Origin of the sequence: Serratia sp. Ser99 (assembly GCF_024519545.1) — a bacterium.
Taxonomy (GTDB): domain Bacteria; phylum Pseudomonadota; class Gammaproteobacteria; order Enterobacterales; family Enterobacteriaceae; genus Serratia; species Serratia liquefaciens.
The window spans coordinates 368182-390824 of sequence record NZ_JALJRT010000004.1 but is presented as its reverse complement, the minus strand read 5'-3'; the positions used below and the strand labels follow the sequence as shown (position 1 = coordinate 390824).

Sequence of the window (22643 nt, the reverse complement as noted above, 5' to 3'; positions counted from 1 at the left end):
CGTTTATCAATCGTCATTTGCAGAATGAGTCGTCAGCTGTTTGTTGCTCTGGATGGGCCCAAGGGCGCCGGTAAAACCACACTGTTGGAAGCCATTACGAAAAGACTAAGGGCAGACAACAAGAAGGTGATCCGACTTTGTGAGAAAAAAAGCGATCCCTACAGGGCGGAAACCATGGCCCTTGTTAACAAACTCGCCAGAAATCCCACTGTGGATTTGGAACTGGAGGTCTGTGCGCGCTTTGCGGAGAGCCGTGCATGGATTTCCCAGCATGTGCTGACTAAACAGCCACCGGACAGCATTATCTTGATGGATCGCTGGTATCCCTCGGATGCCGCGTTTCGTCGGATGCTTCCATTTGCCGAGATTTTACAGCTCAACATTGAACGAAACGTGCGAGCGCCAGACCTGCATGTCGGGGTTGTTACTGCGCCTGAGATCTCATGGGCGAGAGCGGCGGCTCGGCCGCGTGGGCTAAGCAGTACGGTGATTCATAAGCTGGAAGAGCATGTTGCTTGTACCCATGCGTTCGAGCGAGAAATTGCAAACCACGGCTGGTTTTTATGCCGTAATGAAGGCCTGCTCGAAGACGCAACGATGCAGGTGATTACTGAGATCTACAAAGTGTCTGGATGCCCATAGCCATCGGTTTGGCGGGCAGAGCTTACGCTACTCTTCAACTCTGTGTGAGCCTCAGAAAAGCTATAGTGCTTCCTGGCCGAAAGCACTGAACACCGTTAACGCGGCATCGTTATGGATAAAATCGGATTCTGTCAAAGATTCAGTAATCCCGAACAGCAAAAAGCCCGCTTAAGTTTCCTTAAGCGGGCTTCTCTAATATGGCTCCTCTGACTGGACTCGAACCAGTGACATACGGATTAACAGTCCGCCGTTCTACCGACTGAACTACAGAGGAATTGTCTGAACGGGGCGCATCATATCCAGCCACCTGGAGTGTGTCAACGCTAAATTCGCCGATTCGGTGTGACTGCTCAGCATCTGAGCAATGCGGCCGACTTAAGGCAGTTCCGTACCGGTATCGGCCTGAAGCCGTTGTAAACGCGCCAGCGGATCCTGCTTATAGAAGCGGGTGAAATGTTGGTACAGCGCTGGAAAGCGGTTGGCCAACAGCTCGGGTGCGCTGAAAAAATACTCCGACAGTACGGCGAAGCACTCGGCCGGATCGGTGGCGGCGTAAGCGTCCATGCTGGCGGCTTCTTCGCCCACCATGTCGATCTCGTCCTGCAGATTTTCCATTGCTGCGTGCAAGTCATGTTCCCAGGCGGCAATGTCGCGCAGCGGAAGAGGGGGCACACCGGTGGCGCTGCCGCCGTTGCGCATATCCAGCTTGTGGACGGCTTCGTGGATCACCAGGTTAAAGCCGGAAAGATCAAACGAGTCCTGCACGTCCTGCCAGTTAAGCACGATCGGCCCCTGTTCCCAGCTTTGACCGGACTGCACCACCGGCCCGGTGTGCACCAGGCCGAAGTCGTCCTGCCATTCGTCCTCTACCACAAAGGGCGTCGGGTAGAGCAGGATCTCATTGAAACCGTCGAGGCATTCGGCACCCAGCTCAAGCACCGGCAGGGCGAACAGCAGGGCGATGCGTGCCTGCATCTGTGACGTCAACTGCAGCCCCTGCAAGGGGACGATGCTTTTTTGCTGTAAAATCTGCCCGGCAACGGCAATCAGCCGCTGTTGTTCCTGCTCATCCAAAGGAGAAAGCAGAGGGATTGCCAGCGCGTCTTGCCACTGGGCAAGCGTTTCCGCCTGCGGTTGTTGCGTTTTCCACGGCCATTTAATCATCGCGTTGCTCGTAAAATCGTCACTTGAACATTCGGCTGGAGGCTAACTCTGTAAAAATGCCGCAAAAAGGGGCATGATAGCAAGCACTTGAAGGAGAGATGCCGGAGCGGCTGAACGGACCAGTCTCGAAAACTGGAGTAGGGGCAACTCTACCGGGGGTTCAAATCCCCCTCTCTCCGCCATTATTCAATCACTTACAGATGATTTTGTCTGTGATCCACGCCTCACCCGTCCTCACGCGATAAAAAAACACCGCTGCCGTTATTCTTAATGATCCGTCACCCGAAACTCCTTGCGATATAAGGACGGGGACGTTTTGAACTGCCGTTGAAAATGCCTGCGCATTGACAGCGCAGTGGCGAAACCTGCAGCCTGTGCGATGCGTTCAACCGGCTGGTCAGTTTTCTCCAGGAAGCGCTGCGCCATCGCCAGTCGTTGGTTCAACAGCCACTGCATCACGCTGGTGCCGGTGGTTTGCTGAAAACGGCGGGTAAAGCTGCGGCGGCTCATGCAGGCTCTTTCCGCCAGTTGGTCCAGCGTCAGCGGCTGCTGCAGATTTTCTGTCGCCCAATTCAGCGTTTGCATAAATCTGTCCCCTCCGGCGGTGTTATACACCGGCTGCTCGATAAACTGCGCCTGGCCCCCTTGTCGATGCGGCGGCACCACCAACTGCCGGGCTACTGCATTGGCTGTCTCTGCGCCACAACGCTTGCGTACCAGATGCAGGCAGCAGTCGATGCTGGCGGCGGTTCCTGCCGAAGTGACGATATCGTCGTTATCCACGTACAGCACGTTCTTGTCTACGGAGACCTGCGGATAGCGCTGCAGGAAGTCCGACATCCAGCGCCAATGGGTGGTTGCCGGTCGTCCATTGAGCAGCCCGGCTGCCGCCAGAACAAACGCCCCCATGCACAACCCAACCAGAGTAGCACCGCGCGCATGGGCACTGAGCAAGGCATCGATTAACGGTCTCGGTGGCAGAACTTCGGGATCGCTCCAGCTCGGCACTATCACCATATCGGTTTGTGCCAGCGCCGCCAGCCCATACTCCGCGATAATCGAGAAGCCGGCGTTGGTTTTCAATGGCCCAGGCTCAGTGGCGCAAATCAATAATTGATACGCCGGTTCATCTTTGCCGTTTAACGCCTTCTCAAAGACCGCGCAGGGGACCGAAAGGTGAAACGGGATGATATTGTTAAAAACCACGATACCCACTTTAAGTGGCGACATACGGCTTCCTTTGATGGTTAAACGCCGGCAGGAAATTTGGCCTGATGGTATCGCTTTTGGGTGTTGCGCTATCTGTTATCACGCCCCCAAAACCCACAGAATTTATCCCGACCCTGGCAGGATATTGCCTGCTGTTTTCTGCTCTAACAAGGATAAATGAGAATGAAAAAACTGATGGCTTGCAGCGCATTGACGCTCTCGATGGTGGCTTCCAGCCTGGCTTTTTCCGCCGACACGCCAGCCGCACCGACCATTCGTACCCTGAGTGGTGCCCAGCCAACGCAATCTTTATCAGCCAATGCCACGGCGCTGTTAGTGATTGATTATCAAAATGAATATTTTATAGGCAAAATGCCGATCCCCGACGGCGTTAAGGCGTTGAAAAATACGCAGCGCTTAGTCAGTTTCGCCCATCAGCATAAGATGCCGGTGTTTTTTGTGCGTCATCTTGGCCCGGCGAATGGCCCTCTGTTTGCCGAAGGGAGCAAGTTCGCCGAATTCCATCCTGACCTGCAGCCCTCTGGCAGCGATCGTGTTATTACCAAAGCCACCCCCAGCTCGTTTGTCGGTACCGATCTGGATCGTCAACTTAAGCAGGCCGGTATCAAGCAGCTGGTGATCGGCGGTTTGATGACCCATATGTGTGTTTCATCAACGGCGCGCGACGCGGTACCGCTGGGGTATACGGTGATTATTCCTGAAGATGCCACCGCCACCCGCGATCTGGCTACCTGGGACAACCAAATTGTCGACCACGCCGTGCTGCAACGTGCCGCGCTGGCCGGGGTAGCCGATGTGTTTGCCGAAATCAAAACCACCGATCAGGTATTGGCGCTGCCGGTGAATTGAGCGGCTTAATGGAGTGCCGCTGTGCTCAAACAGACAGCGGCATTGCGGCTTCTGCGCGGGAGGGGAATGGAGCTGGGGGACTACGAATGAAACGCGTTACGCGAAGATATAGTTTTTTCTCCAAGGTCAGATATACTCCTCAAAATTGGTTATCCGTCGTACATAACGCCGCGATCAGAAGCCTGGGTTGGGCAATGTTTTTGCTCCGACGCTGCTCTGTGCGCTCAAACAGTTTCTCTTCGTAGGCCTTAATAACAGGTGCGAACGCCGATGACGAATATTACGCCTTCCATCAAGCTGAGAAGTTTTCTCCAGATGGCCCCTTATCTGGCCATGCGAGGGGTATCGTCGTTGGAGTTCTTTCAACGCCTTGGCATTTCCCCAAACATTTTCCAAAACCCCGATATCTGGATCCCGCGATCGGCCTGTTTTCGTATTGCCAATGAAATGGCTGCCATCACGCAGGATCCTTTTGGTGGCGCCTATGTGGGGCACCTGACCGAAATTCGCTCGCTTGGCGTTTGGGGCGAAATGATCATGAACTCAACGAATATCGCCCAGGCCTGTGCGCTGGCGGCAACCCACGCGGCCATGCTGCATCAGGGGGGAGAAGTAAACATTGTCACCGAAGGCCGCACGACGAAACTTATCCACCAATTCACCGGGCAATATGAAGCCGATCCGAGGCAATTTATCCTCGGCAGTTTGGCGGTGCTCAGAAAAGTCCCGCTGATGTCCGGCGAGCCTTCTTCCATCCGTGTTCACATCAAGTCCTCGAGGGAAAGAGGGGACGACGCGCTTGAAGAGTGCCTGGGGCCGAATCTGGTGATGAATTCGAACTACAACATGATTGAGTTCGACCGCGATTTGCTCGAGATCCCGCTGAAAAATATCCGTGATGAGGCTTGGAAAACTACCGAAGCCTTGCGGACAACGGTTGAAACGGCAGGCGCGTTAATCAAGCGGATCGCCGATCCGGAGCAGCCTAAACTTACCGTTATTTCCAAAAGCATCAGGCTGTCACCGAGAACCCTGCAGCGTCGTCTCAAGTATTGCGGTGTCGAATTCGAAGCCCTGCGTGATGAAACGCGTCGCTGCGAAGCTCTGCAGCTCATGGCCAGCGGCAAATACTCGGCGACCGAAATTGCCTATATGGTCGGTTACAGCGATCAGGCGCACTTTACTCGCGCTTTTAAACGCTGGACCGGAAGCACACCGTCGTTTTACCGCTCAGCCTCAAAGAAAGGGTGAGCGTCAACTTCCTCGCAGCCACAAACACGCCAAAGATTTCTCCCTCATTTTAATGCCTCCTGGGGTCATCCGACTCTGGGTGCTTTGCGTCACCAGCAATTTCTCCCAATCGATAACGCTCAGCAACAATAAAGCCCATCTCCCCTGTATTTTGCGTCCCTTATGCCTGCTGGCTTTATCTTTGGCGTCAAATGGCAAGTCTCTTTCGAGGCGTTCTTATACAGTCCGCTAAGACAATTCCTAGCGTCGCTGGCGATGTGTTCAGAGATCGCAAAATAAGAAAGGATTGGCATTGGGAAACTGTATTAATTCATACCATCAGGGGGGTTACATGACTTATCTATCCACGGCCAGCGTGGTCGCACTCACATTGGCAACATTGGCAAGTGCGAACGCTCAATCCGTCGCGGGCGAAGTGATGCCGGTGGGCGTCGATAATTTTATCCGTGCCGAGTCCGATCTCTATATGGGCAATATGGTGAAGGAGGGCGGTCTGGGACGGTTTGTGCATAGTCGCGAACCCGTTGCCATTGACGCGCAAAGTGTCATCCGCATGAATCGGGATACGCTTTATTCGAGTGCGGTATTCGATCTTGATGCCGGCCCGGTCACCATCAGCTTGCCTGAAGCGGGTAAAAGATTCATGTCGATGCTGGTGGTCAATGAAGATCACTACGTACCCGCCGTCTTTTACGGCGCCGGCAGCCGTACTTTAACCAAAGATGCGGTCGGTACTCGCTATGTTTTTGTCGCGATCCGTACGCTGGTCGATCCCTCCGATCGCAAAGACCTTGAGCAGGTACATGTACTGCAGGATGCCATCAAGGTCAGTCAGGCACGGGCAGGGGAATTCGTCGTACCGAAATGGGATCCGGTGAGTCAGAAAAAGATGCGCGATGCCCTGTTGGTACTCGGTGCTACGCTCCCTAACTATAACCAGGCTTTTGGTACCAAGAGCTCGGTTGATCCTATTCAGCATTTGATTGCCACAGCTTCCGGCTGGGGCGGCAATCCGAGCAAGGACGCCATCTATCTCGGCGGCGTGATGCCGAAGAATGATGGGAAAACCGTTTATCGGCTCAAGGTCGGGCAGGTTCCGGTTAAAAGTTTCTGGTCCGTGAGCGTTTATAACGCCGCCGGTTATTTTGAAAAGAACCCCTATGATGCTTATTCGTTAAATAACCTCACCGCTAAAAAAAGTGATGATGGCTCGATTATGATCCAATTTGGGGGTTGCGACGGCAAGATTGCCAACTGTTTGCCGACAATGCCAGGCTGGAATTATACCGTCAGGCTTTATCAGCCTGGTAACGAAATTCTTAACGGTAAATGGCATTTCCCACAGCCGCAGTGATCCGTTTTATTTAGTCGAGGCGGCCAGCTTGCATGGTCGAAAATAATCGCCCCCGGTAGCGGTGGATTTATAACGTGGCCGGGGCAAGTATTCATGATTTGGCTGTTTTGGCGCGGCAGAGAATTCCGTCCTGAACCGAATAACACGGTGGGGGAATTACTGCGAGGCAATGAGAGTGCCATTCCCCCTGCGGCATAAACCGAATCTGGAGGCAACAATGAAAAAATCATGTCATCCCTTATATCTGATCGCGCCGTTAGCCGGTCTGTTGTATTCCGGCATTGCGGCGGCGAATGACACGGGCCCGGTGATTACCGACCCCCATTTTAAGCTGGCGCCAGGCTACCTGGAACCCGCCAGCCTACCGGTGCATTTAGCCTTGCTGGGGGCACCGCCAAAACCGGACTCTGCGGCTTTCGCACGCGATGAAGAAGCCCGGTGGGCCGCATTGGCTTTACGCGGCAGCGCTCGTGAAAAGCTGGCCGCGACGGATGCCGAGTTGACGTTCCCGGCCCCGGCTCAGGCGTTTTCGTGCGCGCTGGGCACTGACATCAACCAGAAAAATACCCCGCACCTCTACTCTATGATGCAGCGCGTATTGACGGATGCCGGTGGCTCAACCTATGCCGGAAAGAACGCCTATAACCGTACTCGCCCGTTTGTACAGCACAACGAGGGAACTTGCCGCAAGGACATGGAGCCCCTGTTGAAAAATGACGGTTCCTGGCCGTCCGGGCACTCGGCGGCAGGCTGGGCGTGGGGATTGGTATTGGCCGAAATCCAGCCGGCACGGGCGACAGAGCTGTTGGCCCGCGGTTTGGCCTTTGGCCAAAGCCGTGTGATTTGTGATGCGCATTGGCAAAGTGACGTGGACGCGGGCCGCATCATGGGCGCCGCCACGGTAGCCGTTCTGCACGGAAATCCCGCTTTTATGGCGGATTTGGCTGCCGCGAAGCGCGAGGTGCAGGAGGCAACCAGGGCGAACCTGAAACCTACCGAATCCTGCGCGGCTGAACGTGTTGCGCTCTCCCTGAGTATGCATTGAGAGGGCCATGGTCATGATGAACGGTGACAATCGATCAAACAGGTGTGCCGGACGCTTCCTGCCCGCTGCGTTATTAGTTTCTGGCGTTATCAGCTTTCCGGCAGAGGCGGTTCAACCGTTATCTGCGGGCTATCAGGCGGCGGACGAATGGCAGTTCACATTCGCGCCTTATGTATGGGCCGCAGGGATCCGGGGAGATATCGGCCACCGGTCGACCGGAACGCAGTTTATGAAAACCGATTTCTCCGACATCGCCCGCGATCTCGATGTGGCGGTGATGGGCATGGGGGAGGCGCGTAAAGGGCGTTACAGCCTGCTGGTGGACTTGATGTACATCGATACCACGACCCGTAACGATTTACCCGATGGCGCGCCGGCAGATCGCCTGAAAGTGGATAACAGGACGGTGTCCGGGTTCCTGGGCGGGGGATATACCCTGCTGGAAAAAGGCGGTGGCCGGCTTGATGCCGCGGGCGGTGCCAGGGTCTGGTACAGCAGCACCCGGTTAACTTTCCAGGGGGGAGATGCCGGCGGGATATCGGGTAGCGATCGAGCGACCTGGATAGATGCGGTCGCGGGATTGCGCGGGCACTATGCGCTGACGCCGACAGTCTGGCTGTCGGCCTGGGGATTGGCCGGGGGCGGGCAGTCCCGATTGGACTGGGATGTGGCAGGATTGGTGGGATGGGAATTTATGTCGGGTTTCTCTGCGGTGGCCGGTTACCGGGCGATGGGGGTCGACTATCGTCATGACGGCTTCGTGTATGACGTGGTGCAGCAGGGGCCAATATTGGGGGTGAGCGGCAGATTTTAACAGGGGAAATATAACGATCTCTCTGAAGGCTTGTCAGCCTGCGTGCCGCCAAAAATAATTAATACAGCTCAGAGAGTGGAATAAAAAACCTTAATTTAAAAATAATATCACTGTGCCACTGGCAGCGTGAATTAAGTTGTGATTTTAAATTAACAGCTTGAGTAATTGTTTATCATTGAATTGTTTTGCAAGCCACTTTCACATGTTTAGTGGCTTTTTGGCTTGCTTCTATTTACAGGCAGAGAATAAGGGGGCTATTTAAGAAACTGCTAGCAAGGTGAAAACCATTACTAATGGGGTTGGGTAAACTCGGATTTTAATTTTACATATTTAAAACAATAACCGGATGCGGCGTGTTCGGCGCTTATTTTCGCTTGCCGGAATAGAGGGCGACCAGACCGCGAAACAGACGAGTATTTAAGGAAGAATGACATTATGGCAATTAGCAAAAGAAAGCGGGTCCATGCTTTTTGGTTGATGGCTGCGCTACCGCTGTGTGCAAAGACAGCTGCGCCGGTGGAGCAGGCGGTCAGTACCTCTGTTGCGCCACATTCGGCTGCAAGCGAGGCGATCCCTACCTTTGCGTTGGGGGCCGGGGTGGTGGTCAGCCCGCTGTATGAAGGCTCCTCGCGTTACGCGGTTTTCCCTTCACTGGTGGCGAAAGCCGTGATGCCGACGGAGAACTGGGGCACGTTTACGGCAGCATTTCCTGAAGGACTGCGGTGGGATCTGCCGAACCTGTCGACGTTCGGCGTAGCGCTGTTGGTGGGTTATGATCCTGGCCGCAAGGAAAAAATCCGTACCCTGGGGGGCCACAACAGCTACCTGAAGGGGATGGGGGATCTGGACAACTCAGCGATGGTGGGGGCGGAAGCCTACTGGGGGCTCTCCGCCAGCCGATTGTTTGTTCGCGGCTGGCAAGCGACCCGCAGCCGTGAATACGATGGCGAGGATCTGGGGCACACGGCGTATCTTGAAGCGGGGGCCTCCAGCGCATTGCCGCTGTCTTCTGCGCTGACGCTGGACTCCGCGCTATACGGCACCTGGGGTGATAAGGACGACATGATGGCTCACTTCGGGGTGACAGGCGAACAGGCGGCACGTACCGATTTTCGTGAGTATCACACCGGTGGGGGCATGCGGGATGTGACGCTCAAAACCGGTCTGACCTGGCAACTGCAGCCTCAGCTGGCGTTGCAGGGCGGGATGAAGCTCTATGCCCTGACCGCAGGGGCCCGCCGCAGCCCGTTGACCGATAACAGCGTCGGCGCAGGCTTTTACCTGAATGCCCTGTATCAATTCTGAGTCTGTCGCTGGTTGAATCCTGTCCCTCGCCACCTTCAGGGTGGACTGAGGGACAGGCCCTAGTGGTGTTTATCGAAGCGGTAAACCAAGGCTAAAGCTATCAGCAGCAGCAACAGCGGTGGGGCCAGCGTCGTGAGTGGAACATTAAGCGAAAACAGCAGCCCGAGGTTAAGGATAATCTGGTAGATAATGTAGGTCAGCAACCCCACGATCACCCCTACGGCTAAACGGCTGCCTAGCCCGGGGGCACGAGGAATACTGAAGGTGAAGGGGATGGCCAATAAAATCATCGCCAGGACCAACAGGGGGCGGCCCAATTTTTGCCATAACGCGATCCGGTATTCGGTACTGGGTTGCTGCGAACTTTGCAGGTAGGTGATGTACTGTTTCAACTGTTTGATGGAGAAGCTGTCGGCAGGCAAGGTCAGCCCTTTGAGGTTCATTCCGGCAAAAAGGGATTGCCAGAGCAAAGTATCTTGGGTTTGTACGCTCTCTTTTTTGTTGTCCCATTTTTTCTGCATAACTTTATGCAGCGTCCACTGTCCGTTATCGGCCGTGATGGCCGTCTCCGCATACACATAAGACTCCAGCGTGAGGTCGTCTTGGTAGCGGAATATCTCAATCCCGACGGGTTGGCTATGCTCGTCCAGAGATTTCACGGTAACAAATTCATTGCCCTTTCGGGCCCACAGGGCGTTACCCGCATCAGTGGCATTGCCGGTTTTTGCCAGGGCGCCGTCTTTAAGCTGCAATGCGCGTTGTTGCAGAGGAGAAGCGACCCATTCATCGAGTGCGCCTAACGACAGGTTGATAAACAGGCCGGCGTAGAGCGTTACCAGAGCAATGCGGAAAATTGAAAAACCGGCGGTGCGGATTGCCGTTAATTCCAGGCTTTTCGACATTTGGCCCAGCCCGATGATGCCGCCAAGCAGCGCGATAAAAGGCCCCAGATCCACCAGGCTTCGGGGCAATGTCATCAACACCACCAGTAATGCCTGGTTCCAATGGTAGCCGTTAGGGGTGACGTCCTCGAGTTCATTGATCAGATTGAAGGTGGTAAACAACGGGATTAACAATCCGGCCGCGGCGGCAAAGCCGATAAAGAGATTACGGATCAAATAACGGCTGAAGATGTTCATCGCAAGGGCTTCCGCAGCAGGGAAAAATCGCGCGCAATCAGGATCAGCATCCCAGCCAGCATGAGTATCGGCACCAGCCAGACGCCCGGCGTGGTGGGGAGGGTCCCGTTAGCGACCAATGTCCGACAGATATTCCCGCCATAAAAAATGGCGGTAAACAGCACCGTCAGGGGCAGCAAGGTAGCATAACGCCCCTGACGAGGTTTGATGCGGCTAAAGGGGATCGCCAATAACACCATCAACAGAGTGGTGACGCCGCGGCTTTCTCGCCATTGTAATTCAGCCCGGTCCGCGGGATCCGATGAGCGCGATAATTCCCCCAGCGAGGCTGATTTGCGCTTCACTTCCAGGCTTTCGATAAAGGGCTTCAGTGATATTTTGAAGTTATTGTAATTCTGCATGTTGTCGTCGGTACCTTTGCGCTCCAGCACATAGGCCGTGCCCGTTTTCAGTATCACGGAGGGGCTTGAAGGCGAAGGATCTATGACCTCGACGGAATGAGCCCGATAGAGGCTGGTATTATTGGCCGAACGTGAATAAATCAATGCATCCGTCAGGTGGTTTGAGGCCGGGTCAATGCGTGAGGCCATGATCATTCGGCCGCTGCCATTAACGTTAAACTTGTTCGCCTGCAGATGGCTGACATCCAGCACCGATTGCGACTGGCGTTCCAACTGATAAATGTTGCCGTACGCCCAGGGTCTGCCATACAGGGACAGCAGGGTGACAAACAGGGCCAGCGGAATGGCGAGTACCAACACCGCTTTGTACAGCCGCCATGGGCTGGCACCTGAGGCGTGAATGGCGGTGATTTCGGAATCGCTGTAGAGCTGCCCCAGCGCCACCGCGACGGAAACATAGAGGCCTACCGGCAGCAGCATCTCCAGGGCAATCAATATTTTATAGCAGACAACGTCGAATACGATATGCAGCGCCAGTGTGCCGTTGGCGGCCTCGGTGAGATAGCGCTGGGCCGAATAACTGGCAAACATGAAAATCAGAAAACCCACGATGATCATCACCAATCGGCGGATTTCAACCATGATATAGCGCTCAATCAACACCATAAGTTATAGACGTCCCTTATTATCAAACGCATGTTTTGCAGAGGAAGACCGGCTTTCAGCCTGTGTTTCATCATGATTGATCATGGCTAATCAGCTTTTGCAGCAGGGCGATGACCTGGTTAACCTCATCAGGGGTCAGAGCACCGTCTTTTGCCCATTGGACGCGGCCTTGTTTATCCAGCACCAAAATGGTTGAGCTCTCTTCTGGCAGTTGCCAGGCTTGACGTACCAGCCCATCGCTATCGACGATAAATTGCGCCCAGGGATAATGCCTTTTGTTTTTCTCAATTTTGCCGCGGACGAAAAAACCGGTACCGGGGATCGCATCGTCAGTATTGACGATGGTGGTGGGCTGAAAACGGTCGTTTGGAAAGTTGGCCTCTTTGACGGCGGTAATCAGCATCGAGTTCTTCTTTTTGGCCGAGGTACGGCCGGCGATGCACTGGATGACCCGCACTTTGCCTGCCAGTTCTGCACTGTCCCATTTCTTGTAGCTGAAAGTGTCATTTTCAAGCAGCAACTCACCCCGATCGGCGATGACAACCGGTACGACAGGCTTACCCTGAACAAAATTATGCGCGGATGCCATCAGCGGCAACAGCAGCAGTGGCAAGGGCAGTAACCTGCGTAGCATCATGAAAATAACCCTAATTTATCAATGGCTGCGGCGGAGGAGCGGTAATCTCCCCCCAGTAACAGTTACATAGGATAGCGCTCGAGAAGTAACTCCAGGCGTTGGCGGATATCGACATCCAGCATTGTGGGTTCGTCATAGGATTTCCCCCCCGCCAGCTTGTCCGCCACCATCACATCGTGGCGATCTCCCATTAGCCCGTTAATCGCGGCCAGGAATCTGGAGATCTGCAGAGCCTCGCGGTTGCCTGGATCTATCGACCTCAGCGTGTCATAAAAAGAGACTTGCTGGCTGACGATTTTCCGCACGTCGTGGAACTGCTTTCCCGTGAGCTCTGGGTTGACAATGAGCTCCTGGAGCGCGCGCATTTGTTCCTGCCGGTAGGCAATAAAATCACTCTCGGTTTCTAACTGAATATGCCGCAAAGCATAATTCACCAGCGACCAGATCGGCCTGCTGAGCAGCAGCCGAAGAAGATTGCCGTAGAATTTCAGGTTCTGTTGGTTGCCATTGCGAAACGCGTCCTGAAAATGGCCGAGCACCACGGTGGTGGTGTGAAAAAGGCGGCCGGCACTGTGCTTTTTGCTGTAAAGACGCTGGGCAAAGCGTAAATGTTTATAGCGCGCGCGAATATATTTGTAGCGCATGCGCGTCGCGGCGGGTAAGTCTGAATCCTTAAGAAAATCATTCACTAAGCCCAGGAGTTCTCGTCGGGTGAAACCGTCCTCCCAAAATTGCAGGCACAGGGCGTAATTATCCTGAATGCTCTCATAGGAACATTGCAAATCAATATGTTGTGGCAAACTGATATTTGCATCAACAATGTCATCCGTCTCTACGGCAATAAACAGTAACTGCGTAGTTTCAGCAGAGAATTTTTTCCCGTTGCTGCTATTCATCATTGATTACTCTCTCTGGATACATTGAATCCCAGTAAATAGCGATTACGGTAAGCGCCTATCGTCGGTATGAGCGTCAATAAAACGTCCAAACATTGGCCTGCCAGATAAGCGAAGGCCGCACCCTGCACACCAAACAGATGAGACATGCCCACCAGCAGCGCTATATAGGCGATCGCAGAAAAAGTCTGCACAATCAAGAAGGCCCGCTGTTTGCCCGCCATGAACAATAAGGATTCCTGTGGGAAGCCCAGCATGGAAACGATAATGGCGCCCAGCATGATTTGGATTAAATCATAGGCTTGCAAATACTGCTGGCCGAACACAAAGGAAATTAATGGCTTACCTACGACGATGACCAGTAGCGCCACGGCGAGACCTATGCCTCCAGCCAACAACGCCGATCTGAGGCCCAGCATCCAGGGTTTGCTGGTTCGGGGATCCAGACGCATGATCTCAGGGTAGAAGCTTTTTTCCAGCAGCTTGGCCGGGGTCCCCGTGGCGTCAAAGAAGGTCATCGCGATTTTGAACAGCCCGGCGGCGGCCGGCCCCAAAACGACGCCGACTAACACCGTGCTGCACGAGTTACGGGTAGCCCAAATAGTATGGGCAAAATTGGTGGTCCAGACGAAATTCCAGGCGCCTTCGATACGACGTGCGGTTTTGAATAGGCGTGGTTTCAATGCGTTATGGATATCTCTGCGGTGCAGTTCACGCGCGGCGAACCACCAAAATAGCGTGCCGCCGATCAAGTTGGAGGCATACCATGTGACGATGAACCCTGGAAATCCCCAATCAAAATAATAGGACAGCACGCTGCCGACGGCCTGCAGGAAGGGCTTGATGGCCTGCTGAACGGCAATCAGGTCGAAGCGATCAAACGCGCGTAAAATTCCCGTAGGGGTGGACGACGTCATCGACGGGATTAAGGTGCAGTAAAGGATCGCGAGCCAGAAACTTTCGGTATCCAACCCTAAGGCGTGCGAAAGGAAAGGGAGCAGCAACATGCCGCCCAGTACCGCAATGGTGCCGCTGGCAATATCCAGACCGAACGAAAATGAAATGACGTCACGAAAGCGTTGAATGTTTTGACGTTCCAGCGCCGGAGTCCCAAATTGGACAACGAATTGCCACGTCTGAAACTTGATAAAGTCGCTGACTGCTTTGGTATAGGCTTGAATAACAACCAGAACACCGAACATTTCAGGCGACATGCCTTTGCCGGCGCAAGAAAGCGCAAGCAGCCCGAGCAGGGCGCTGGCTACACTGCCGGAACCTAAATAAGCGGCGTTACGTAAGATGGAACGAAAAGCCCCATCGGAAAACCAATGCTTCATGGTAAAACCAGCCATACTGACCACTTCAGGTTATCAATAGCTCAGCGGACATAAGCTGGCCTTGCATACATATCCGGTACGACGAAACTCAAAGATATGTATCCGTTCATGGAGTGAAAAGTAAAGAATCGCCCGTTTTGCTTGGCGACACTCTCACCAGGATTGATAGCGGCTCAATCCCTATTTTACATTGCGAGCGACAGGCTCGGGTAAAACTTTCACACCTGAAATATAATCATGAAAATCTCACCGATAATACTTTTCCAGGCTGAGAAAATTTTACCATTCAATGCTGTTTAGTCATCCTTCCGGTACTGGCATTCATTTTAAAACATGATCAAAAAGTGCGTTTTCCTGATTTTTTGGTAATAAACATTAGCGTTGTTTACCCCTGAATCTTAATAGTGAACGATATTATCGACATGTCTGTAGATGAATGAATTCGCTATCCGAGAGAAGCCTGGGGACGCGAAGGGATCATTGCGACGGAGGATATTGCATTCAGCGCTTTTTCCAGTACTTCATCGTAAGGCGCTTTAGCATCCAACTCTATAATTCTGGAACCATTATATTGCAGCCGAACCATGGCAGAGATTTTGTCCTTCAGTTCTTCGTAGCTGTGATCGGGCTTACGCGAAAAGGCGGTATCGACATCAATATCGAGGCGAATGATAAGTTCGGGGCGGCATAAGGCCATTGATTGATATAAACGTTTTTCGCGTGCGGCTAAGCGAGTCATTAACCAGCCTTTTGCCCGCTCTACGCCAATGCCCGGCCCGTCATAATAAAAACCGGAAATCTCGGCCTGCGGGAAACGGTCGCTAATTACCAGCACGCCGCTCTCTGCCAGACGCTGTACTTTGCGTAAATTAGCCGCACGCCACACTGAAAAACCATACATAATCAGGGCTGCCCAGAGTGCCGGCGGTTTATTGCTCATGCGCTGAGTCTTGTCGGACTTTGCGGCCAGGCGGCGTTCAAGCCAGACACCAATAACCGGCAGGCGCTTAATTTTGTCGCCATCTTCACCGGAGATCAGCCCTAAATAACGCCGTTCCGTTGCCCGGTATTTTTGCAGGTTTTTGACCAAATCGGCGGTAAGCGTGGATTTCCCCGTACCGTCACTGCCCACGACCGCAATCAGGCCGGTAATCACGGTCGATGAATCATCGCTGGCGGTATTTGATTTATCTGTTTGCATTTTTTTCAGTATTAATAAGTTATCGGCAGACTAAACCTTGGGTGTCGCCAGGGAGGTTCGAATGGCACGCAGCGATTCATCAAGAATTTTACCCGCCGGCTCTCGCCCATCTAAATCCAGTATGTTCGCGCCGTTAAAAGTAAGATGCGGAATGACGGCAATCTTTTCGCGCAGCGCAGAAAGTTTATGATCGGGTTTGCGCGAGAATGCGGTTTCTTCATCAATATCCAGACGAATCAATAAGAAAGGTGGATATGATGCCATCCACTGATACAGCCTTTTCTCATGTTTTCTCAACCAGCGTACCCAGCGATTACCGCCATCCGTTTTTGCCAGCTGCGGCCCATCAAAACGAAAACCCGCCACTTCCGCTTGCGGATAGCGATCGGTGACCAGTAATTGCCCTCTGCGGCTTTTTGCTAGCATGCGGCGAAACTTATAAACGCGCCAATATGACAACAAAAAGATCACCAGCGTGGTCAGATTACCCGGCGGTGTTGAAGGATGTTCATGAACGCGATCGGACTTCGCCAGTAAATAACGACCAAAGGGCGCGCCAATAATCGGCAAGTTGCTGATCCATTCCCCAATACGTCCCGAAGACTGGCCGAGATAAAGTAATTCTGTCGGTTCTTGCGATGAGAGATGATTGACCAGACTGGCAGCCAAGGTCGATTTTCCCGAGCCATCACAACCCGTTATTGCAATTACGCGCACGGGGGGATGATTAGCAATGGGCATTGTCTTTTGACTCACAATAATTGGTCCAACTCAAAGAAACTATTGTATTATAACCAGCCTTGGGTTCAAGATATTTATTGAGTATTATCTCAGTGCTATTCAAATTTGTTTGTTATTTGTGATTATGTTTTGGTGAGCCCGTCTTGTTTTTTTGTGCTAACCACAGCTGGGATTGTTCTTATAGCTCTTAATGCTAATTAGGCGTTGCCGCACCGGGTAATGGAACAGGTTTCTTCATTGTTTTCTTAATCTTTTGTGTGCTTTAGTCTGGGGGTGGCAATATTTATTCCCCATGGCTTTGATAACGTCATTAAGCGACTTTTTGTTTTCGAAATGGTACATTTTTACAGGTGTCTTAGAAGAGAATCTTATTATGAATTCAAAATTCCCGCCGCTTATTGCGGTAATTGGCAGCGATGGCTCGGGTAAGTCTACCGTTTGTGAATATCTCATTGAGTATGTGAAAAAATACGGTCCTGCAGTGAAGGTGCATCTGGGTAAGCAGGCAGGAAATGTCGGGCGTGCGGTTTCGCAACTCCCGCTGATGGGAAATTCTGTTGGCAAGGCCATCGAACGAAATACTAAAAAAGTGAAATCCAAAAAATCCACGGTGGGGCTGTTGCCGGGTTTGGTCATCATCACTTTCGTTTTGCGTCGGCTGCTGCGTTTTCGCCGGATGTTGGCTTTTCGTCGACAAGGTCTGATCGTATTAACCGACCGTTTCCCGCAGGTACAAATCCCCGGCGCCTACGATGGCACCGTATTTCCCGAAAATACTCAAGGCAGCCATTTTGTCAGATGGTTGGCGGGGCGCGAACGCAAAGCTTTTCAATGGATGGCGGATAATAAGCCAGACCTGGTGATCAAGTTGAATGTGGATCTGGACGTCGCTTGCGCACGTAAACCCGATCATCGCAAAGAAGCATTAGCCAAAAAGATTGCCGTTACGCCACTGCTCACTTTTGAAGGTGCGGAAATTGCGGATGTCGATGCCAATAAACCGCTCGATGAAGTGTTATCCGCCGCTGAAAAAGCCGTCGCGGAATTTATGCAAGCGCAGGGATATAGCTTTGTAGTCGAAGGCGAATCGGTAGCGACCCACTGATTATTTCAGTTCTCGCAATCAGAAAGTTTGATTCCAGTGCCGATAACTTTTTCGGCACTGGCAGGCAAGGTGAAGAGTATTTTCGATAGGAACACTGCCCATGAGTTTTATGAGCAGCGGGACGTCATTATTTTTTTAGCGCGGCAAAAGCCCCAATGATCTTATCAATCTCTTCATCACTGTGCGCGGCGTTAACGCTGCATCGCAGGAGCGTTATGCCGGCCGGTGCTGCCGGAGGTAACACCAGATTGACATAAACACCTTTGGCGATCAGGTCGCGCCAGAATTGCAAACCCTCTTCTTTCGAACCAATCATCACCGGTACCACCGGGCTGATGCGCGGCCCCAGCTCGTAGCCCAGCTTGGCCAGTCCCTGATAGAGCCGATGCGCGTTGCTCCAGAGTTTTTTCCGCAGCTCAGGATGTTGCGCGATCTTTTTCAAAGAAGCGCGCACCGAAGCGATACTGGATGGCGAAGGCGAAGCGGTAAAAATATAAGGACGGCTGCTGTAGCGCAGCACTTCCATATCTTTGCCGCCCACGGCAAAGCCGCCGATAGAGGCCAGGCTTTTACTGAACGTGCCCAGAATAATATCAACATCTTGCTCAACGCCCAGCTCTTCAGCCAGACCTCGCCCGTGAGCCCCCATCACGCCGAATGAATGCGCTTCGTCTACCAGCAAATAACCGCCGAGCCGCCGTTTGATGTCGACGATTTCAACCAGTGGAGCAACGTCGCCCAGCATGCTGTAAATGCCTTCGACGATGATGATCGCGTCTCGGGCACGTTCGCCAAGGCGCACCATGCGACGTTCCAGATCTTTGGCATCGTTGTGGCGGAAGCGAATGATTTCAGCGCCGCCCAGGGCGCAGGCATCATAAATACTGGCGTGGCTGTCCGCGTCGATCAGCACGACCGAGCCGGGGGTTGCCAGAGTACTGATGACCGCCAGATTCGCGGTATAGCCGGTGGAAAAGACGATGGCGGTAGGGCGATCAAAGAACGCCATCAACTCTTGCTCCAACTGCAAGTGAGAGCCATAGCTGCCGTTCGCCATGCGTGAGCCGGTTGTGCCGGTGCCCTGAGCGGCTAATGCCGCCTGACCCTCGGCAATAGCCTGCGCATCGAAGGTCAGGCCCAGGTAGTTATTGGTCCCCGCCAGAACAATTTTCTGATTGCCAATGCGCCCTTCGGTTGCCGAGTAAACCTCATCGATACAGGTGCCAAAGGGGTTCAGGCCATCGGCCTGGAATTGCTTACGATCCTGGGTAAGCCGCGAAAATTTATCATAAAGACCCATTGGTTTTCTCCAGGCGAGGGAGTAGAGCGTCAAGCAGCTGTTCTGGCGTTCTGACATCAAGCAATATATTGATAGGAATAGAAATATCGAATTCGTCTTCTAACATCATCAGCAGATCCAGGACTCTGATGGACTCCAGGCCAAGATCGTTGACGAGATCGCTATCAGGTTTGATTTCTAATCCGCCTTCGACCAGACCTTGCAGGCAAGTCAGAATATAATTCATAACAGCGTCGCGATTTCGCATAAAAATTTTTGGCAAACCTCTAATTTAGATAATTAAAATAAACCTTCACGCAGTGCGCGCTTCAAACTGACCTTGGGGACCCAATGAGTATCCTCGGACAGGCTTCGATTGTTTGCAGACCAGTCCGGATAGGTTAATTCCCGTATTTTGTTGTGGGTCAGCATCGGTTCTTTGTTGGTCAACCGGCTCAGCAACATGCTGCCATCGGCCAAAATTTTCAGCAGGGGCAGCGGGATCCCCACCAGCCTCACCGGGCCATTGCGTACGGCGGTCCCTATTTCCCGTAATCGCTGCCAGCTATAACCGCCGGCAACCCCGTCGCAAAGTTCATACGTTTGCGTCTGCGGGCCAGGGGCCAATAGCCACTGGCTTACGGCTTCGGCTAAATCGCTCACGTGAAGGAACGTCAGCTTTGCTTCCGCTGCGCCCAGCCGTGGAAGCACGCCGCGCAGAAGCCAGCTGAATATCGGCTTAAGCTCTTTATCACCGGGCCCGTAAACCGCGGTGGGGCGAAAAATGCCCAGTGAAATATCCGCAGCCATAGCGGTTAGCCGTTGTTCAGCAACGTGTTTTGAATTGGCATACCAGGACAGCTCCGGATGGCGAGCGGCAAGAGAAGAGATAAACAGGAAGCGCTTGCAACTGCCGCTTTGTCTGGCCGCCTGCATCAGGTGTTGGCTGCCGCTGACATTACACCGGGTGAAGGTTTCTTCCGTGCCTCCCCGCACCTGGCCCGCACAATGCACCACGAATTCAGCCCCGCGAACCAGCTCGATGAGCGAGTCCTGATCCTCCAGCGCCCCCTGGATCCAGGTCAGGTTAGGGGGGGCGATTTGACCTGCGCGCCGGGTGAGGGCGCGCACGGTAAAACCACGGGAAAGCAGATTCTGAACGATATGCCGGCCAATAAAGCCGGTTACGCCAGTGACTGCCACGGTGCCTGTCATTGCGCAAAACCTGCCAGTTGTTGCATCGGCGGGCAGATGGAGGTGGTCAGCCAACGCTTCTTGGCCTCCGCACGGGCAGGTTTCCCCGAGGAGGTGCGGGGAATGCTGTGGGGCGGCAACAGCTCAATATCCACCGCAATGCCGAACTCGCTTTGAATTCGGGCGCTCAGCGTGTGGACGATTTGCTCCCGACGATCTTCAGAGCTGACCCGGCACTGGATTTGCAGAATGATTCTGGCGCCGTCACCGTGCTCTTCGGTCACGAAGGCAATGGCGTCGCCAGAGCGGATTTCCGGCTCGGACTCCGCAACATATTCAATATCCTGCGGCCAAATGTTACGACCGCGAATGATGATCAAATCTTTCTTGCGGCCGGTGACGTACAGGTAGCCGTCCAGCAGGTAGCCCAGGTCACCGGTATCCATCCAGCCGCTTGTCTGGATTTGCTGTTGAGACGCATCGTCGCGGAAATAGCCATTCATCAGGCTGGGGCCGGAGATACAAATACGGCCGACCTGCCGCTCAGGCAGCGGGAGCCCGGTTTCGCTGCGAATTTCGATACGGTGACCGGGCAGTGGTTTGCCGCAATTGACAAAGGTCGATGTGACCCGCGTTTTTTTGCCGGGTGCTACCGCCTTACCTTCGTATTCCAAAATGTCGCGGTCGACCTGGTTGATGGGCGCACCGGAAGCTTCGTCATAGAAACTGACCGCCAGGGTGTTCTCGGCCAAACCATAGCAGGGCATCAGCGCCTTGCGGTCAAAGTTAAGATGGCCGAAGTGCTCAGCGAACTGAGAGAGTAAATCTGACGGAATAGGTTCAGCCCCTACGCCGGCCACGCGCCAACTGGAGAGATCCAACTCGGTGATCTCTTTGTTGTTGCTGTAGCGCAGGCATAAATCGTAGCCAAACGGCGGAGCGACGGACACGGTGCCGCGATTTTTGGCGATCAGTTTTAACCATTGCATTGGACGCATGGCAAAATCTTGCGTACGCAAATAGTCGACGGACAGCTGAGTCGCCACTGGGGTAAGCAGGAAACCGACCAGGCCCATATCGTGATAGAAGGGCAGCCAGGAAACGCAGCGATCGCCCGCGCGCAGTTTGATCCCATCATGGCTAATCACGCGCAGGTTAGACATCACCGCACGCTGGGTAATGATCACCCCGCGTGGAAAGCGAGTGCTGCCCGACGTGTATTGGAGATAGGCAATATCGTTGGGCGACGGTGTCTGCAGCTCCACATCCCGCTCGGGCAGAGCGTTAAAATCTGCGTCGCTGAGAATATGGGTTGGCGGTGCATCCAGGGTCGCAGAGCTGATCAGCGGTACCCATTCTTCGCTGCTGATAATGGCGGCAGGTTTACAGCTGTTGATCAGGCCCTGAAGCTTAATGGTATAAGAGTCCCGTTGCCCGACCCCCATAGGAATGGCCAGGGGCACGGCAACCAAACCGGCATATTGGCAGGCAAAAAAAGCCTCAACGAAACCGGCGCTGGTTTCCGCGATAAGTGCAACCCGATCGCCTTTATTGAGGTTCAGGGATAACAGGCGCCGCGCACCCACTATCGCGCGCTGTTTCAGCGTGCGATATTCCAGTACGGCCACGAGCTGATTACGACGATCGTAAAAGTTCATTCCTGTACTGCCCTGCGCTGCATAATCTAATGCCTCCACCAGAGTGGGGAAATCTGCATAACGCATTGGAAGAGAATGAGTGGAGCTTGTTTCAGACATATACAAATTAGCCATAGAGTAAAAATCACCAAAAGAGATAAACGACTATTGGCGAGAGAGTTAATGTTTTTACAATGAAAATGTTTTGAATATATTTGTTATTCAATCATTTTCTTTCATTCCACAAACAGATCACCCTGGAATTAATAACCAGCATGTCTACTTAGAACTAAAGGCGAGGGATTAGCCGTGGATATTACCTAGTCTTTTTCACGTGAGGACCATGACAGAAGAACGGCGGATATAGGTGCTGTCACAGCCAGCTCTTGATATCTCCATCCTTTGCCCGACAGCCTTGACCGGGTGCCTGTTATCGACACATTTCCGGAAGGCAATAATCGGCGATTCATATGATCTGATCTTGCGCATGGCTATCTCCGTACTTAAACATATCCTAAACAGTATCCGGAAGACGGACAAAAGTGAAAGCCTCATTTAACCCCAGGGATAGAAAAAGCATTTAATGTTAAAATATGCCAATGCGTCTCCAGACCAGAATTAGTAAACTAAAAAACGATTGGTTTTTCTTTGCTGGAAATAGCACGAAATAATAAAAAGCATAATTTGCTCAGATCACTCACGCCTCTGTCTGGCATCACTTTTGATAAAGAACAGCACGTGTCAGTGGAAACTCTG

The 22643-nt window shown here is 53.1% G+C and carries 21 protein-coding genes and 2 tRNA genes; 9 read left to right on the top strand and 14 right to left on the bottom strand.

Annotated features, from left to right (window positions below; all coding sequences use genetic code 11):
* Positions 1-24: 24 nt before the first annotated feature.
* Positions 25-642, top strand: a complete 618-nt coding sequence (locus NR114_RS11640) for a dTMP kinase (RefSeq protein WP_197821115.1) — start codon at positions 25-27, stop codon at positions 640-642.
* Between the two features lie 198 nt (positions 643-840).
* Here NR114_RS11640 and NR114_RS11635 read toward each other — a convergent pair.
* Together NR114_RS11635 and mtfA are read right to left on the bottom strand one after the other, a co-directional pair.
* Positions 841-916 (bottom strand) — tRNA-Asn (locus NR114_RS11635).
* A 101-nt stretch (positions 917-1017) separates the two neighbouring features.
* Positions 1018-1806 carry a DgsA anti-repressor MtfA gene (mtfA, locus tag NR114_RS11630; RefSeq protein WP_130016389.1) on the bottom strand — a complete coding sequence of 263 codons (789 nt, stop codon included), beginning with the start codon at positions 1804-1806 and terminating at the stop codon, positions 1018-1020.
* 92 nt (positions 1807-1898) lie between these two features.
* Here mtfA and NR114_RS11625 point away from each other — a divergent pair.
* A tRNA-Ser gene (locus NR114_RS11625) sits at positions 1899-1988 on the top strand.
* Positions 1989-2073: 85 nt separating this feature from the next.
* Here NR114_RS11625 and NR114_RS11620 read toward each other — a convergent pair.
* Positions 2074-3036, bottom strand: a complete 963-nt coding sequence (locus NR114_RS11620; protein WP_256813517.1) for a GlxA family transcriptional regulator — start codon at positions 3034-3036, stop codon at positions 2074-2076.
* A 162-nt stretch (positions 3037-3198) separates the two neighbouring features.
* Here NR114_RS11620 and NR114_RS11615 point away from each other — a divergent pair, with 162 nt between their 5' ends.
* The 6 genes from NR114_RS11615 (at position 3199) to NR114_RS11590 (ending at position 9654) form a co-directional block, all read left to right on the top strand.
* Entirely contained in the window at positions 3199-3885 is a 687-nt protein-coding gene (locus NR114_RS11615; RefSeq protein ID WP_256813518.1) for a cysteine hydrolase family protein, read from the top strand.
* Between the two features lie 270 nt (positions 3886-4155).
* Positions 4156-5136 carry an AraC family transcriptional regulator gene (locus NR114_RS11610; protein WP_041414736.1) on the top strand — a complete coding sequence of 327 codons (981 nt, stop codon included), beginning with the start codon at positions 4156-4158 and terminating at the stop codon, positions 5134-5136.
* A 331-nt stretch (positions 5137-5467) separates the two neighbouring features.
* Positions 5468-6490, top strand: coding sequence for a DUF1254 domain-containing protein (locus NR114_RS11605; protein WP_115058534.1), 1023 nt, complete (start codon positions 5468-5470; stop codon positions 6488-6490).
* A gap of 217 nt (positions 6491-6707) precedes the next feature.
* Positions 6708-7535 (top strand): phosphatase PAP2 family protein, encoded by an 828-nt coding sequence (locus NR114_RS11600; protein WP_234529481.1) that lies wholly within the window; start codon positions 6708-6710, stop codon positions 7533-7535.
* Between the two features lie 229 nt (positions 7536-7764).
* Positions 7765-8349, top strand: a complete 585-nt coding sequence (locus NR114_RS11595) for a hypothetical protein (RefSeq protein ID WP_230090324.1) — start codon at positions 7765-7767, stop codon at positions 8347-8349.
* A gap of 435 nt (positions 8350-8784) precedes the next feature.
* A complete protein-coding gene (locus NR114_RS11590; RefSeq protein ID WP_256813522.1) occupies positions 8785-9654 on the top strand; it encodes a MipA/OmpV family protein in 870 nt (289 codons plus the stop codon).
* Between the two features lie 59 nt (positions 9655-9713).
* Here NR114_RS11590 and lptG read toward each other — a convergent pair whose 3' ends face one another.
* The 7 genes from lptG to NR114_RS11555 form a co-directional block, all read right to left on the bottom strand.
* On the bottom strand, positions 9714-10793 hold the full coding sequence (lptG, locus tag NR114_RS11585) for an LPS export ABC transporter permease LptG (RefSeq protein WP_234530327.1): 1080 nt from the start codon (positions 10791-10793) through the stop codon (positions 9714-9716).
* Positions 10790-11860: an LPS export ABC transporter permease LptF gene (gene lptF, locus NR114_RS11580; protein WP_020827640.1), complete on the bottom strand. Its 1071-nt coding sequence runs from the start codon at positions 11858-11860 to the stop codon at positions 10790-10792. The genes lptG and lptF overlap by 4 nt, the downstream gene beginning before the upstream one ends.
* A 70-nt stretch (positions 11861-11930) precedes the next feature.
* Positions 11931-12497, bottom strand: coding sequence for a YtfJ family protein (locus tag NR114_RS11575; RefSeq protein WP_048762312.1), 567 nt, complete (start codon positions 12495-12497; stop codon positions 11931-11933).
* A 62-nt stretch (positions 12498-12559) separates the two neighbouring features.
* On the bottom strand, positions 12560-13396 hold the full coding sequence (locus NR114_RS11570) for a hypothetical protein (RefSeq protein ID WP_115058539.1): 837 nt from the start codon (positions 13394-13396) through the stop codon (positions 12560-12562).
* Positions 13393-14730 (bottom strand): lipopolysaccharide biosynthesis protein, encoded by a 1338-nt coding sequence (locus NR114_RS11565; protein ID WP_046375017.1) that lies wholly within the window; start codon positions 14728-14730, stop codon positions 13393-13395. Before NR114_RS11565 ends, NR114_RS11570 begins: the two co-directional genes overlap by 4 nt.
* Before the next feature lie 445 nt (positions 14731-15175).
* Entirely contained in the window at positions 15176-15931 is a 756-nt protein-coding gene (locus NR114_RS11560) for a hypothetical protein (protein WP_046373183.1), read from the bottom strand.
* A gap of 30 nt (positions 15932-15961) precedes the next feature.
* A complete protein-coding gene (locus NR114_RS11555) occupies positions 15962-16672 on the bottom strand; it encodes a hypothetical protein (protein WP_218167484.1) in 711 nt (236 codons plus the stop codon).
* A gap of 373 nt (positions 16673-17045) precedes the next feature.
* Between NR114_RS11555 and NR114_RS11550 the strand changes: the two genes are divergently transcribed.
* Positions 17046-17777: a thymidylate kinase gene (locus NR114_RS11550; protein ID WP_129983846.1), complete on the top strand. Its 732-nt coding sequence runs from the start codon at positions 17046-17048 to the stop codon at positions 17775-17777.
* A gap of 127 nt (positions 17778-17904) precedes the next feature.
* Here NR114_RS11550 and NR114_RS11545 read toward each other — a convergent pair whose 3' ends face one another.
* From NR114_RS11545 to NR114_RS11530, 4 genes are read right to left on the bottom strand one after another with little or no spacing between them, the layout of a single operon-like run.
* The gene (locus tag NR114_RS11545) at positions 17905-19077 is read right to left on the bottom strand and encodes a pyridoxal phosphate-dependent aminotransferase family protein (protein ID WP_116690211.1); all 1173 of its coding nucleotides are present in this window, start codon (positions 19075-19077) and stop codon (positions 17905-17907) included.
* A complete protein-coding gene (locus NR114_RS11540; RefSeq protein WP_020827632.1) occupies positions 19064-19324 on the bottom strand; it encodes an acyl carrier protein in 261 nt (86 codons plus the stop codon). The genes NR114_RS11545 and NR114_RS11540 overlap by 14 nt, the downstream gene beginning before the upstream one ends.
* A 32-nt stretch (positions 19325-19356) precedes the next feature.
* Complete coding sequence (locus NR114_RS11535) at positions 19357-20271, bottom strand: NAD(P)-dependent oxidoreductase (protein WP_129940822.1); 915 nt, start codon at positions 20269-20271, stop codon at positions 19357-19359.
* Positions 20268-22007 carry a fatty acyl-AMP ligase gene (locus NR114_RS11530; RefSeq protein ID WP_234530328.1) on the bottom strand — a complete coding sequence of 580 codons (1740 nt, stop codon included), beginning with the start codon at positions 22005-22007 and terminating at the stop codon, positions 20268-20270. Before NR114_RS11530 ends, NR114_RS11535 begins: the two co-directional genes overlap by 4 nt.
* Positions 22008-22643: the final 636 nt, after the last annotated feature.

What these genes read in the sequence shown, in the direction of transcription:
- NR114_RS11570 (WP_115058539.1), bottom strand. Translation starts at nt 13,396, where the DNA reads ATGATGAATAGCAGCAACGGGAAAAAATTCTCTGCTGAAACTACGCAG.
- NR114_RS11590 (WP_256813522.1), top strand. Translation starts at nt 8,785, where the DNA reads ATGGCAATTAGCAAAAGAAAGCGGGTCCATGCTTTTTGGTTGATGGCT.
- NR114_RS11540 (WP_020827632.1), bottom strand. Translation starts at nt 19,324, where the DNA reads ATGCGAAATCGCGACGCTGTTATGAATTATATTCTGACTTGCCTGCAA.
- NR114_RS11640 (WP_197821115.1), top strand. Translation starts at nt 25, where the DNA reads ATGAGTCGTCAGCTGTTTGTTGCTCTGGATGGGCCCAAGGGCGCCGGT.
- mtfA (WP_130016389.1), bottom strand. Translation starts at nt 1,806, where the DNA reads ATGATTAAATGGCCGTGGAAAACGCAACAACCGCAGGCGGAAACGCTT.
- NR114_RS11575 (WP_048762312.1), bottom strand. Translation starts at nt 12,497, where the DNA reads ATGATGCTACGCAGGTTACTGCCCTTGCCACTGCTGCTGTTGCCGCTG.
- NR114_RS11550 (WP_129983846.1), top strand. Translation starts at nt 17,046, where the DNA reads ATGAATTCAAAATTCCCGCCGCTTATTGCGGTAATTGGCAGCGATGGC.
- NR114_RS11615 (WP_256813518.1), top strand. Translation starts at nt 3,199, where the DNA reads ATGAAAAAACTGATGGCTTGCAGCGCATTGACGCTCTCGATGGTGGCT.
- NR114_RS11610 (WP_041414736.1), top strand. Translation starts at nt 4,156, where the DNA reads ATGACGAATATTACGCCTTCCATCAAGCTGAGAAGTTTTCTCCAGATG.
- NR114_RS11595 (WP_230090324.1), top strand. Translation starts at nt 7,765, where the DNA reads ATGAAAACCGATTTCTCCGACATCGCCCGCGATCTCGATGTGGCGGTG.
- NR114_RS11530 (WP_234530328.1), bottom strand. Translation starts at nt 22,007, where the DNA reads ATGTCTGAAACAAGCTCCACTCATTCTCTTCCAATGCGTTATGCAGAT.
- lptF (WP_020827640.1), bottom strand. Translation starts at nt 11,860, where the DNA reads ATGGTGTTGATTGAGCGCTATATCATGGTTGAAATCCGCCGATTGGTG.
- NR114_RS11555 (WP_218167484.1), bottom strand. Translation starts at nt 16,672, where the DNA reads ATGCCCATTGCTAATCATCCCCCCGTGCGCGTAATTGCAATAACGGGT.
- NR114_RS11600 (WP_234529481.1), top strand. Translation starts at nt 6,708, where the DNA reads ATGAAAAAATCATGTCATCCCTTATATCTGATCGCGCCGTTAGCCGGT.
- NR114_RS11545 (WP_116690211.1), bottom strand. Translation starts at nt 19,077, where the DNA reads ATGGGTCTTTATGATAAATTTTCGCGGCTTACCCAGGATCGTAAGCAA.
- NR114_RS11605 (WP_115058534.1), top strand. Translation starts at nt 5,468, where the DNA reads ATGACTTATCTATCCACGGCCAGCGTGGTCGCACTCACATTGGCAACA.
- NR114_RS11565 (WP_046375017.1), bottom strand. Translation starts at nt 14,730, where the DNA reads ATGAAGCATTGGTTTTCCGATGGGGCTTTTCGTTCCATCTTACGTAAC.
- NR114_RS11560 (WP_046373183.1), bottom strand. Translation starts at nt 15,931, where the DNA reads ATGCAAACAGATAAATCAAATACCGCCAGCGATGATTCATCGACCGTG.
- lptG (WP_234530327.1), bottom strand. Translation starts at nt 10,793, where the DNA reads ATGAACATCTTCAGCCGTTATTTGATCCGTAATCTCTTTATCGGCTTT.
- NR114_RS11620 (WP_256813517.1), bottom strand. Translation starts at nt 3,036, where the DNA reads ATGTCGCCACTTAAAGTGGGTATCGTGGTTTTTAACAATATCATCCCG.
- NR114_RS11535 (WP_129940822.1), bottom strand. Translation starts at nt 20,271, where the DNA reads ATGACAGGCACCGTGGCAGTCACTGGCGTAACCGGCTTTATTGGCCGG.